A 12,411-nucleotide genomic window follows, 5' to 3' on the forward strand; every position below is an offset into this window, starting at 1 on the left:
TGGTTCGGGCGCTCGCCGTCACCGTCCGCACCGCGCTGGCCACCACGGCGGACCTGAAGCTTGCCGCCGGCGGGCTTCACTCCGCAACCCGCCACCAGTGCGCCGACGAGCGGCGGACCGCCATCCGGAAATCAGTCGAGCAGTTCCCAGACCACACCCACCTTGGCGCTGACGCTGGACTCGCCGGCTTCCACGGCGAGCGATTCCACCGCGACGGCGCGCTGTATCCCGGCCACCGGAATGGGCGCCGGGAAACCGGACTGCTGGGCAACAGAGACCACCTTGCCCAGTGCGGCGCCGGCGAGGGACGCGAAGTGCCCGGCCGTGACGAGGGCGTCGGCCCATGCGGCTTCCCGGGCTCGGACGGCGACGGCGGCGGGATCCGCGAAGCCGAGCTCCAGCCCGTTGAGCCGGACGTCGTTGCCGCCGGCCGCGACGGCCGCGGCGATGATCTCCGAGGACGCTGCCAGCTCGCGGATCCGGACACTCAGCATGCTGGAGGCCAGGTAGCCGGACACCGTCTGCCCACGGCCCTCCTGCCAGTTGAGCTCGGCGCGGACATTGAGCCCCGAGGTGGTGATGTCCCTGTCCTGGATGCCGTGTTCGCGGAGCACGGCCGTGATCGCGGCCGAGGCCCCTCCGGCGTCGCCGTAGGCAGCGCCGACGTTTTCCCGGCGGCACTCGACGCCGATCGAGAGGGTCAGCAGATCCGGCTCGGCCTCCGCGCTGCCGGAGCCTGTGACTGAAATGGTCCTGGGGCTGTCCGTCATGTCATGCCTCGTTCCGCTCGGGGGCCGGGGATCCCGGGGTGCCGGTGGTCTGTGAGGGGCCTACCTCCGCGGATCCCGGCTCCGGATAGCCGCCGGCCTGCAGCCCGGCGTGCCGCTCGAAGACATTGCCGGAGCCGGAGTTGCCGGTCCGCCAGAGCGACCAGCCCGCCGCGAGAAAATACAGCGGCAGGAAGGGCACACCGAGGCACCAGGCGTACTGGGTGCTGTGACGCTCCTCGTGGCCCAGCAGAACCTGATTGCCGAGGGCCTCGTCCGGTCCGGCGCGGAACAGCACCACATTGCCGACCGTGAACGCGCCGGCGAAGGGCAGCCGCCAGCGGTAGCCGGTGGCGATCAGCAGGCCGCGGGGTCCGCGGCGGACGGGGGTGCGGGCACAGGCAGCGAGGAGCAACCCCAGCGGGGTCGAAGCATTCAGCACGTTCGCGATCTGCCGCAGCCGTTGTCCGGACGTCATGAGGCCATGCTAGTCCGGGGGGATCCCCGCCGGTCAGGGATCTGTGCAGTCCAGGGAGAGGGCGGCTCCGTCACGTTCGGGCCCGCCGGTGCAGTCAACTAGACTGGAGACGAGTGCCCGCCGGAGCGATTTCGGCGTGCCTGCCCTTTGTTAGTGCCCTTTGTCAAAGCCCGGTGTCATGACACTGTTCATGGCTCCGAGCTGTTGGCATGAACCGACTCGTAGCTAAGAACAGTAGATGACTGAAACTCTGCCGGGCGCCGCCATCCCGAATCCTCTGGATGAAGCCGCCATCACTGCCGCCGTAGACCAGGCCGTTGCCGCCATAGCCGCCGCCTCCACGCTCGATGAACTCAAGGCCGTGCGTCTTGCGCACACCGGCGAAAAGTCCGCCCTGAGCCTCGCCAACCGTGAGATCGGCGGACTGCCGAAGGACCAGAAGGCCACCGCCGGCAAGCTCATGGGGGCCTCCCGCGGACGCGTCAACAAGGCGCTCGCGGACCGCACTGCCGAACTCGAAGCCGAGAACGACGCGCGGATCCTTGTCGAGGAGACGGTCGACGTCACGGCGGCTCCGCGCCGCCGTCGTGCCGGTGCCCGGCATCCGCTGTCCACCCTGCAGGAACGGGTGGCGGACATCTTCGTCGGCATGGGCTGGGAGATCGCCGAAGGCCCCGAGGTCGAGTCCGAGTGGTTCAACTTCGACGCGCTGAACTTCAAGCCGGACCACCCGGCCCGCGAAATGCAGGACACCTTCTTCGTCGAGCCGCCCGAGGCGCACCTGCTGATGCGCACGCACACCTCCCCGGTGCAGGTCCGCTCGATGCTGGAACGCGAAGTGCCCATCTACGTGCTGTGCCCCGGCAAGGTGTTCCGCACGGATGAGCTGGACGCGACGCACACCCCGGTCTTCCACCAGTTCGAGGGCCTCGCCATCGACAAGAAGCTCAGCATGGCGGACCTCCTGGGCACCCTGGAGCACTTCACCCGGCAGATGTTCGGCGCCGAGGCCCAGATCCGGCTGCGCCCCAACTACTTCCCGTTCACCGAGCCCTCCGCGGAGCTGGACATCTGGCACCCCGGCGCCAAGGGCGGCCCGCGCTGGATCGAATGGGGCGGCTGCGGCATGGTCAACCCCAACGTGCTCCGCGCCGCCGGCATCGATCCGGACATCTATTCAGGTTTTGCCTTCGGCATGGGCATTGAGCGGGCGCTTATGTTCCGCAACGAGGTGGGCGACATGCGAGACATGATCGAAGGCGACGTACGTTTCAGCGAGCACTTCGGGATGGAGATCTAACAGTGCGTATCCCACTTTCCTGGCTGCGTGAATTCGCGCAGGTACCGGCCGGAGCAACGGCCGAAGACGTCATGGCCGAACTCGTCAAGGTCGGTTTTGAAGAAGAAGCGGTCCACCGCCCCACGGACACCCTCCAGGGCCCCATCGTGGTGGGCCAGGTGCTGAGCATCGTCAAGGAGCCCCAGACCAACGGCAAGACCATCAACTGGTGCCAGGTCCGGGTTGTCCCCGAAGGCCAGCAGCAGACCCTCACGGGCGACGGCATCGACCCCTCCGGCGTGCAGGGCATCATCTGTGGCGCCCACAACTTCGTGGAGGGGGACAAAGTAGTCGTCACCCTTCCCGGCGCCGTGCTGCCCGGCGACTTCCACATTTCGGCGCGGAAAACCTACGGCCACCTGTCCGCGGGCATGATCGCCTCCGTGCGCGAACTCGGCATCGGCGAGGACCACGACGGCATCCTGGTGCTCGCAAGGATCGGACTCGATCCGGAAATCGGCACCGACGCCATGGAGCTCCTGGGCCTTCATGACGAGGCCGCCGAGATCAACGTCACCCCGGACCGCGGCTACGCGTTCTCGATCCGCGGCGTCGCCCGCGAATACGCGCACGCCACCGGCACGTCCTTCACTGACCCTGCGTCCAAGGTCTCGGCACCCGCGGAACTTGCCGGAGGCTACGGCGTCAAGCTCAATGACGACGCGCCCATCTACGGCAAGCCCGGCTGCGACCGCTTCGTGGCCAGGACCGTCCGCGGCGTCGAGGCCACAAAGCCGACGCCCCCGTGGATGACGTCCCGGCTGCGTCTTGCCGGCATCCGCTCCATCTCCCTTCCGGTGGACATCTCGAACTACGTCATGCTGGAACTTGGCCAGCCCACGCACTGCTACGACCTGGACGCGCTGTCCGGCGACATCGTGGTCCGCCGCGCCGTGGCGGGGGAGAAGATCACCACCCTGGACGACAAGGAGCGCGCGCTCGACGTCGAGGACCTCCTGATCACGGACGGCTCCGGCGCGATCGGCATCGCCGGCGTGATGGGCGGCGCCGCCACCGAGGTCAGCGATTCGACGTCGAACGTCCTGGTCGAGGCGGCGCACTTCGACGAAGTCTCCATCGGACGCTCCCGCCGCCGGCACAAGCTCCCGTCCGAGGCCTCCAAACGCTTTGAACGCGGCGTCGACTGGCACGTCGCCAACGTTGCAGCCCAGCGCGTTGTCGACCTCCTGGTGGAACTTGCCGGGGGCAAGGCCGACGAGGCCGGGACCGACGTCGGAACCGCGCCGGACGCCGTGACCATCGCCCTTCCGGCCGGCTTTGCCGCCGCCCGGATCGGCATTGACTTCGGCGAAGAGCAGATTGTCACCTCGCTCGAGGACCTGGGTGCCGTCGTGGTGAAAACCGACGACGGCTGGATGGTCACCGCCCCGAGCTGGCGCAACGACCTGGAAACCAAGGAAGACCTCACCGAGGAGATCGCGCGGCTGGTCGGTTACGACAAGATCCCCGCGAGCCTTCCGGTGGCGCCTCCGGGCCGCGGACTGACCCGCGTCCAGCAGCAGCGCCGGCGCCTGGTCCAGTCCCTGGCCGCCTCCGGCCTCACCGAGGTCCTCGCGTACCCGTTCGTCTCCAAGGCCGCCAACGACACCTTCGGCATACCCATGGAGGGAACGCCGCGCAAGGCGCTCAAGCTGGCCAACCCGATCAGCGAGGAGCAGGGCTACCTGCGGACCTCGATCCTGCCGGGCCTGATCGAGGTGGCCAAGCGCAACCACTCCCGCGGCTTCCGCGACCTGGCGCTGTTCGAGGCCGGGCTCGTGTTCCTGCCCGGTGACACGCTCGGCACCGCCACGATCCCGCCGCTGGGCGCCAAGCCGGCCGACGAGGTGCTGGATGCCCTGTACGACGGCGTCCCGGACCAGCCGCTGTATCTCGCCGCCGTGCTGACCGGCCACGATTCACCCGCCGCGGCGGGCCACACGCCCCGAGCCTGGGACTGGGCGGACGCACTGGACATCGCCCGGCTCGCCGGCGACGTGCTTGGCGTCGAGATCGTCATCAGCCAGGGCCAACACCAGGCCTTCCACCCGGGACGGGCCGCGCAGCTGGCGCTCCGCACCGGCGAAGTCCTGGGCTACGCCGGCGAACTGCACCCGAAGCTGCTGGCCGCGCATGACATGCCCGCGCGCTCGGTGGCGCTCGAGTTCAACGCGGATGCCCTCTTCGAGGCCGCCGCGGACGTGATCGTCGCCAGGCACATCTCCACCTACCCCGTGGCCAGCCAGGACGTCGCCCTCGTGGTGCCGCAGGAGGTTCCGGCCGAAGAGGTGCTCGCCGCCCTGCGCGATGGTGCCGGCGAACTGCTCGAAGACGTCGCACTTTTCGACGTGTACGCGGGCAAGGGCATCGAGGACGGCAAGAAGTCGCTGGCGTTCAGCCTGCGGTTCCGGGCCGAGGACCGCACGCTGACAGCGGACGAGGCGTCCGCGGCCCGCGAAAGCGCCGTGGCCGTTGCCCACGAGCGCTTCGGAGCGGTCCAGCGCTGACGCACTGACCATCCCGGGAATCTGCCGATGCCGCCACTGCTCGTCGTGCGTTCCTGTCCTCCCTTCGGCCGTTCCGGCCACTCCGAAGGGCAGCCGGGAGGACAGGAACGCGACGCGCAGGAGCTGCTGGACGCCGTCGAACGAGGGCGTGCCGACGCCATGATGCCTGGCCCGAGGGCAGCTTTCGTGGCCGGCCGGCTGGCACAGCGGCGCTTCGCCGCCGAGCTGCTGGAGGTGCCGCCCTCCAAGCTGACCGTGGACTACAGCTGTCCCCGCTGCGGGACCGGGGCCCACATCTCACACGGCCGGCCCGGCTACTCTGTGACCGGTCCGGGTGCCAGGAGCACCGCCGCCCCGCTGCTGCTGAGCCTGTCCCGGAGCTCGGGGTGGACGCTGCTGGCAGCCGTGGTTCATCCGGAACCGGGCCTGCGGCTTGGTGTGGACGTCGAGGATCCCGCACGGACGGATTTCGCCGGTTTCGACGACGTCGCGCTGGCTCCGGCGGAACGCCGGGAGCTGCAGGGACGTCCGGCCCGGGCACTGCCGCGCGAACGTGCGCGGTTCTGGGCCCGGAAGGAAGCCTGGCTGAAGATGACCGGCGACGGGCTTCGGACAGCCCCGGACACCCTCGAGGTGTTGCACCGTGCCGGACTCCGGGACCTCGCTCCGGCGGAGACGGGCATGCCCCAGGACCTCGCCGCAGCCGTCGCGCTTTCGCTCGGCACCAGATTCTCGGCGCCAGACCGACGCCCTAACTGACCGGCAGCGGCGGGAGTGCCTCCTCGTACAGCCAGGGGTGCAGCAGGGCCTCGGTGTCCAGGCCGGTCGCCCGATCCGCGGCGAGGATGAACTGGGCTGTTGACACGGAGCCGTGGCGGTTGCGGTCGGCCCAGTCGTGCAGCAGCGCGAAGAAGGCCAGGTCGCCGCAGCGCAGCCGCAACGCGTGCAGCGCGAGGGCGCCGCGCTTGTAGACACGGTCATCAAACATCAGTTCCGGCCCCGGGTCACCCACCAGCAGATCCTGGCTGCCGGCGTCGAGCCTCCGCCAGGCGGCCGCGGCGCGGTCCGCGAGCGGCAGGACGCCGGCTTCCTCGGACCAGATCCATTCCGCATAGCAGGCGAATCCCTCATGCAGCCAGATGTCCTTCCAGGACGCGGCCGTCAACGAATTCCCGAACCACTGGTGCGAGAGCTCATGGGCCATCATCCGCTGGGACTCCCACTCCAGGCCCAGATGGTTGCGGCCCAGGATGGAAAGGGTCTGTGCCTCGAGCGGAATCTCCAGCTCGTCCTCCGTCACCACCACCGTGTACGCCGGGAACGGATAGGGTCCGAAGCAGTTCGTGAACGTGCGCATCATCTCCGGCTGGCGCGCCAGGCCCTCGCGGGCAGCGCCCGCCAGGTCCGGCGGCACTGCCACGAACTGCGGCACCAGTCCGGCCGCGTGGGATGGATTGAGGGCCACGAGCTCATAGCGGCCGATCTGGACCGTCGCGAGGTAGGTGGACATGGGCTCGGATTGCTCGTAGACCCAGGTTTCGCGGCTGGACCGGCTGCTGTGCGAGAGCAGCACCCCATTGCACACGGCCCTGTAGTTGGCGTCCGTGGTCACGGTCATCCGGTAGCTGGCTTTGTCCCGCGGGTGATCGTTGCAGGGGAACCAGGAGGCCGCGCCGTTGGGCTGACCGGCCACGAGCGCCCCGTCGGTGAGTTCCTCCCAGCCCACTTCGCCCCAGAGGCCGCGGCGGGGGACCGGGTTCCCTTCGTACCGGATGTCCAGGGTGAATTGCTCGCCTGGCAGCAGGGCAGCATCCGGGACGACGACGAGCTGATCGGCGCGCTGGCTGAACTTGCGCACCTTCCGGCCGCTGAGCTGCACCTTGGTGGCCCGCAGCCCGGTCAGATCCAGCACGATGGCCGAGGCAGGATACTGCGCGACCGCGTGCAGGACAGCGCGTCCGTTCAGGCGGTTGCTGCTGAGCCTGTAGTCCAGTTGGAGTTCATAGCGCGTGACGCGGTACGCGTTGGTGCCGTGGCCCGGCAGGTAGGGATCCGGCGCCCCCGCTTCCTCTTCCGAGGGCAGGGCACGCCCGGTGCCGGCAGCTGTGCTGGAACTCATACGCTGGGATTCATGCGACTGGGGGTCATCGGAGCGGGCCTTCGGGATTGCGGGTGCGGGGACTGGCCTTGCGGAGCGTGGCTACCTGGGCTTGTGGGCCGGCTGGCCCGGTCCACCCCAGGGGCTGACGGGATTTCCCATCCAGTACGTCGCGGCCGGCACCGTTTCACCCCGCATCACGAGGGACGCCGGCCCCACCGTGCCGCCGGCGCCGATCCGTGCCTGGGGGAGGATGACCCCGTGCGGTCCAATGGTTGCTCCGTCTTCGAGCGTAACAGTGTCGATGCTCATCACACGGTCGTGGAACAGATGGGTCTGGACGACGCAGCCGCGGTTGACGGTGGAGTTCCGGCCCAGGGTCACGAGGTCCGCTTCGGGGAGCCAGTAGCTTTCGCACCAGGTGCCGGCGCCGATCTTCGCGCCGAGGGCGCGGAGCCACCAGACCAGTGCCGGCGTCCCGGTGGCCGCGCGGGCAAACCAGGGGGCACTGACCATCTCGATGAAGGTGTCTACTACCTCGTTGCGCCAGATGAAGGAGCTCCACAGGGGATGCTCGCCCGGATGGATCCGCCCGACCAGGACCCATTTAGCCACCACGGCGCTGCCCGCGGCCACGGCGCCGGCCAGCAGGACCACGACGCCGCCCAGTGCCGCGGCCACCCCGTAGTTGAACGTCGTGGCCAGCCAGTCAAGGGCGAGAAGGACCCCGGCGGCGATCGCCACGGTCGCCACCACCGGCACGAAGCGGCCCAGCTCCCACAGGGCGCGGGCAAGCTTGAGCCTCAGCGGCGGCTGGTAGGTCCGGGTGTCGTCGGAGGCGATCGCGGTGCGCCGCAGCCTGACCGGCGGGCTGCCCAGCCACGAGGTCCCGGATTTGGCCTTCGCCGGCGTCGCCGAAAGCACCGCGATGAGGGAGTTCTTGGGCACGTTGCGGCCCGCGCCCGTCATGCCGGAATTCCCCAGGAAGGAACGCTTGCCGATCTTGGCCGGGGCAATCCTCAGCCAGCCGCCGTCGAGCTCGTAGGACGCCACCAGGGTGTCGTCGGCGAGGAAGGCGCCTTCGCCCACGGTGGTCATCTTGGGGATCAGCAGGACCGTGGAGGCCTCGACATTCCTGCCGATTTTGGCGCCCAGCAGGCGCAGCCAGACCGGGGTGAAGAGGCTGGCATAGATCGGGAACAGCAAGTCGCGGGCCAGGTCCAGCACGCGTTCGGTGGCCCAGACCTGCCAGCCGATCCGGCTGCCCACCCGGTAATAGCCTTCTGCCAGCCCCACGCCGAGGAGACGGGTGGTGAGGAGGATCAGCACCAGGTTGGCCAGGAACCAGACCAGCGCGGCCAGCGGGAGGGACAGCAGAAGTTGGGGCAGTGCGGCGGAGAGGGATGCGCTGCCGCGGATGAAGAGGAACATCACCAGGGCGGCGACCGCCGCGGACAGCAGGGGGATCAGGGCCAGCACCGCTGACGCGGCAGCGAAGCCGGCAAACCAGAGCCGGCCGATCAGGGGATGCTCCGGCCAGGAGTGCCTGGCTTTGCCACGCCGTCCCGCGGGGGATCCCGCCACGAGCTGGCCGGCCTTCACCTTGCCCAGCACGGCCGAGCCCGGCTCCACCTGGGCCCCGGCGCCGATCATGGCTCCCGGCATCAGGGTGCTTCGTGCGCCGATTGTTGCGCCGGCGCCGATGTGGATGGCGCCGATGTGGACCCGGTCGCCGTCGATCCACCAGCCCGAGAGGTCAACTTCAGGCTCGACGTTGCAGCCGCTGCCGAGGGAGAGCAGGCCGGTGACGGGCGGGAGCGAGTGGAGCTGGACGTTAAACCCGATCTTCGCCCCGAGCGCCCTGGCGTAGTAGGGCACCCACGGGGCACTCGCCAGGCTGATGGCGCCGGCGAGGTCTTGGATCTGCTCGGCGAGCCAGAGGCGCAGATGCACGCGGCCGGAGCGGGGATACGTTCCCGGCGTTACCGTTCGGAGCAGCAGGCGGGCGGCGGCCACGGAGATCAGCATCCGGCCCGGGGGGCTGACGAACACCAGCCACGAGGCGCCCACCCACCACCAGGACACCGTGGGGGCGGCGCTGAAACCGGCAAGGGCGGAGAGCAGGTTGTTCGCCGCCATCAGGTAGCTCAGCCAGCGCATGCCCACAAGGACGTGCAGCGGGACACCCATCAGGGTCTGGAAGATCTGCGACTTGCGGGCGGTGGGGCGGACGGTGCGTTCCGGGGCGGGCCCGGCGCCGCCTTCGGGAAGCGACTGGCGGGCGGCATCCACGAGCGCGCCGAGCCGCGGGGTCGCGTAGATGTCGGCCACCGTGATGGTGGGGTAGCGCACGCGCAAGGCCGAGACGAGCTGCGCGGCCGCGAGGGAACCGCCGCCGTAGGCGAAGAAATCGGCGTCGAGGTCGGCGACGCCGCTGCCCAGCACCGCGGTCCACTGCGCCACGATCCATTGGGCGTCGTCGGGAAGGTTCAGTGGCGCCTTCGCCGCATCAGCGGCACCGGCGCCGGCAAGCGGCCAGGGCAGGGCGTGCCGGTTGACCTTGCCGCTGGTCTTGGTGGGAAGCGAGTCAACGAGCGTGAGCAGGGGGATCAGCGGGGCCGGCAGGCTCGCGCCGAGCAGCTCCCTCGCGGCTGCCAGATCAAGCTGCTTGCCCGCGGCCGGGGCGAGATAGCCGACAAGGATCTGGTTGCCCGCGGCCGTGGTCTGCACCGCGGCGGCCGCGCCGGCAACATCGGGAAGGGCCTGCAGCGCAGCGTCGATTTCGCCGAGTTCGATCCGGCGTCCGCCGAGCTTGACCTGCTCGTCGGCACGGCCTTGGAAGATCAGCCCGGCGGCTTCGTAGCGGACCAGATCCCCCGAGCGGTAGGCCCGCTCCCAGCCGAGGGAGGGCATCGGGGCGTATTTTTCGGCGTCCTTCGCCGGGTCCAGGTAGCGGGCCAGCCCGACGCCGCCGATGATCAGCTCGCCCACCTCGCCTTCGGCGACGGGGAGGCTGTTGGCGCCGACGACGGCGAGGTCCCAGCCGTCGAGCGGCAGCCCGATCCTGATCGGCCCCGGGCCGCCGAGCGGTGCAGCGCAGGCCACGACGGTGGCCTCGGTGGGGCCGTAGGTGTTCCAGACCTCGCGGCCCTCGACGGCGAGCCGGTCCGCGAGTTCCGGCGGGCACGCTTCACCGCCGAAAATCAGCAGCCGGACGCTCTCAAGGGATTCGACCGGCCAGAGGGCGGCCAAGGTGGGCACCGTTGAGACCACCGTGATGCCGTGGCTGATCAGCCACGGTCCGAGGTCCATACCGGTCCGGACCAGGGCACGGGGAGCCGGGACGAGGCACGCACCGTGGCGCCAGGCCAGCCACATTTCCTCGCAGGAGGCGTCGAAGGCGACCGACAGGCCGGCCAGGACCCGGTCCTGCGGGCCGATCGGATCGTCCTGCAGGAAGATCCTGGCCTCGGCGTCGACGAAGGCCGCCGCGGAGCGGTGCTGCACGGCGACGCCTTTGGGTGTTCCGGTGGAGCCGGAGGTGAAGATCACCCAGGCGTCGTCGTCCGGGCCGGGAAGCCTCTGGGCGGGAAAGGGCCGGGTCCGCCGGGGGTCCGCCACATTCTGTCCACCGGCGCGCAATATTCCGGCCACCGCCGCCTCACCGAACACCAGTTTGGCCCGTTCGTGTGGGTCGTCCGCGTCCACCGGAACGTAGGCTGCCCCGACCAGGAGCACGGCCAGGATGGCAATGTAGAGCTGGTTGGTGCCGGACGGAATCCGGACGCCGATCTTGTCTCCCGCGCCGAGGCCGGCCCGGTGCAGCTCCCGCGCCCTGGCCCGGACTGCCGCCAGAAGCTGGGCGTAGCTCAGCGATTCGTGGCCGTCGTCGAGCGCGGAGGCGTCCGGGAACAGCGAGGCGGTCGCCTGCAGGATCTCGACCAGCGTCCGCTCCGGTGGCCCGGCCAGTGACCCCGGCAGCTGTGCCCGATGAACCTGACGAACGGATACCGGCCCGGCGGCGCCTGCGGCGGACGGCGGAAGATCGCTGCGGTGCGGTTGCTGCTCAGTCACAGGGGCATTGTCTCCGGGCAAGATGAACAGCAGGGGTCAGGGTTTGCCTGCTGTTCGTCCACCGTTTCTTGCACTGTTGGTGCGCTGTCCGCATGATGTTCCCTGGCGTGCCTTCCGGATCCTTGCTGACCCTACGGGACCAGGATGACCTTGCCGGTGGTGCGGCGCTGCTCCAGGTCCGTGTGGGCCTGGGCGGCCTCCGCCAGGTCGTAGCGGGCGCCGATCCGAACCTTGAGGGTCCCGTTGGCGGCCGCCGCGAAGATCTCGTCGGAGCGCCAGCGGCGTTCCTGGGGGTTGAGCAGGAAGTGGCCGATCGTGGGCCGGGTCAGGGACAGCGAGCCGCCGGCGTTGAGCCGCTGCGGGTCGAAGGGCGGGACCGGGCCGGAGGCGGCACCGAAGAGCACCAGTGTGCCGCGGATGCGCAAGGCGGCGAGGGAACCGTCGAAAGTGTCCTTCCCGACGCCGTCGTACACCACATCCGCGCCGGTTCCGTCGGTCAGTTCGCGGACCCGGGCGGAGAAGTCTTCATACCGCAGCACATGGTCGGCTCCGGCCTCGCGGGCCAGCTGCTCCTTGTCGTCGGTGGACACGGTGGTGATGACGCGTGCGCCCTTGGCCTTGAGCAGCTGGATCAGCAGCAGGCCGACGCCGCCGGCTCCGGCGTGGAGCAGTACGGTGTGGCCCGGCTCGACCCGGAAGGAGGAGTTGATCAGGTAGTGCGCGGTGATGCCCTGCAGCGGGAGGGCGGCCGCGGTGAAATCGTCGACGCCGCGCGGGACCGGCAGCGCTTTGGCCTCGTCGACCAGGGCGTAGCCGGCGTAGCTGTTGACGCCCTCGGCCGTGGCGACCCGGTCGCCGGGGGAAAACCCCGTGACGCCCTCGCCCACTTCCTCGACGGTGCCGGCCGCCTCGGAGCCCGGGGTGAAGGGAAAGGGCACCTTGTACGCACCGCTGCGCTTGTACGTGTCAATGAAGTTCACGCCGACGGCGGAAACTTTGACCAGCAGCTGGCCGGGCCCCGGTACCGGACGCTCCACTTCGGTCAGCTCCAGGACCTCGGGTCCCCCCGCTTGGCGGGCGACGATTGCATGCATCATTGCGTCTCCTTCTCCGGCCGGGGATTTCCTGGTCCGGATCCTCGATCCATC

General features: G+C 69.7%; 8 protein-coding genes. 3 read left to right on the plus strand and 5 right to left on the minus strand.

Annotated features, from left to right (window positions below):
• Positions 1-131: 131 nt before the first annotated feature.
• Both ACQCSU_RS19135 and ACQCSU_RS19140 read right to left on the minus strand, forming a co-directional pair.
• Entirely contained in the window at positions 132-770 is a 639-nt protein-coding gene (locus tag ACQCSU_RS19135) for an SIMPL domain-containing protein (protein WP_426976847.1), read from the minus strand.
• A gap of 1 nt (position 771) precedes the next feature.
• Entirely contained in the window at positions 772-1,245 is a 474-nt protein-coding gene (locus tag ACQCSU_RS19140; RefSeq protein ID WP_426976849.1) for a hypothetical protein, read from the minus strand.
• Positions 1,246-1,483: 238 nt separating this feature from the next.
• On the opposite strand from ACQCSU_RS19140, the gene pheS reads away from it, so the two are divergent.
• From pheS to ACQCSU_RS19155, 3 genes are read left to right on the plus strand one after another with little or no spacing between them, the layout of a single operon-like run.
• Positions 1,484-2,545, plus strand: a complete 1,062-nt coding sequence (gene pheS, locus ACQCSU_RS19145; protein WP_426976851.1) for a phenylalanine--tRNA ligase subunit alpha — start codon at positions 1,484-1,486, stop codon at positions 2,543-2,545.
• 2 nt (positions 2,546-2,547) lie between these two features.
• Positions 2,548-5,091, plus strand: coding sequence for a phenylalanine--tRNA ligase subunit beta (gene pheT / locus ACQCSU_RS19150; RefSeq protein ID WP_426976853.1), 2,544 nt, complete (start codon positions 2,548-2,550; stop codon positions 5,089-5,091).
• A gap of 27 nt (positions 5,092-5,118) precedes the next feature.
• Complete coding sequence (locus ACQCSU_RS19155) at positions 5,119-5,850, plus strand: 4'-phosphopantetheinyl transferase family protein (protein WP_426976855.1); 732 nt, start codon at positions 5,119-5,121, stop codon at positions 5,848-5,850.
• Here ACQCSU_RS19155 and ACQCSU_RS19160 read toward each other — a convergent pair.
• The 3 genes from ACQCSU_RS19160 to ACQCSU_RS19170 form a co-directional block, all read right to left on the minus strand.
• Entirely contained in the window at positions 5,843-7,210 is a 1,368-nt protein-coding gene (locus tag ACQCSU_RS19160) for a M1 family metallopeptidase (RefSeq protein WP_426976857.1), read from the minus strand. The two genes, ACQCSU_RS19155 and ACQCSU_RS19160, sit on opposite strands and share 8 nt — an antisense overlap.
• Positions 7,211-7,291: 81 nt before the next feature.
• On the minus strand, positions 7,292-11,170 hold the full coding sequence (locus ACQCSU_RS19165; protein ID WP_426979860.1) for a Pls/PosA family non-ribosomal peptide synthetase: 3,879 nt from the start codon (positions 11,168-11,170) through the stop codon (positions 7,292-7,294).
• A gap of 224 nt (positions 11,171-11,394) precedes the next feature.
• Entirely contained in the window at positions 11,395-12,360 is a 966-nt protein-coding gene (locus ACQCSU_RS19170; protein ID WP_426976858.1) for a quinone oxidoreductase family protein, read from the minus strand.
• Between the last annotated feature and the right edge of the window lie 51 nt (positions 12,361-12,411).

Source organism: Pseudarthrobacter sp. O4 (assembly GCF_050157025.1).
Classification (GTDB): Bacteria; Actinomycetota; Actinomycetes; order Actinomycetales; family Micrococcaceae; genus Arthrobacter.

Coding starts and splice junctions, on each gene's coding strand:
- ACQCSU_RS19140 (WP_426976849.1), bottom strand. CDS start 1,245: ATGACGTCCGGACAACGGCTGCGGCAGATCGCGAACGTGCTGAATGCT.
- ACQCSU_RS19155 (WP_426976855.1), top strand. CDS start 5,119: ATGCCGCCACTGCTCGTCGTGCGTTCCTGTCCTCCCTTCGGCCGTTCC.
- ACQCSU_RS19160 (WP_426976857.1), bottom strand. CDS start 7,210: ATGAGTTCCAGCACAGCTGCCGGCACCGGGCGTGCCCTGCCCTCGGAA.
- ACQCSU_RS19170 (WP_426976858.1), bottom strand. CDS start 12,360: ATGATGCATGCAATCGTCGCCCGCCAAGCGGGGGGACCCGAGGTCCTG.
- pheS (WP_426976851.1), top strand. CDS start 1,484: ATGACTGAAACTCTGCCGGGCGCCGCCATCCCGAATCCTCTGGATGAA.
- ACQCSU_RS19135 (WP_426976847.1), bottom strand. CDS start 770: ATGACGGACAGCCCCAGGACCATTTCAGTCACAGGCTCCGGCAGCGCG.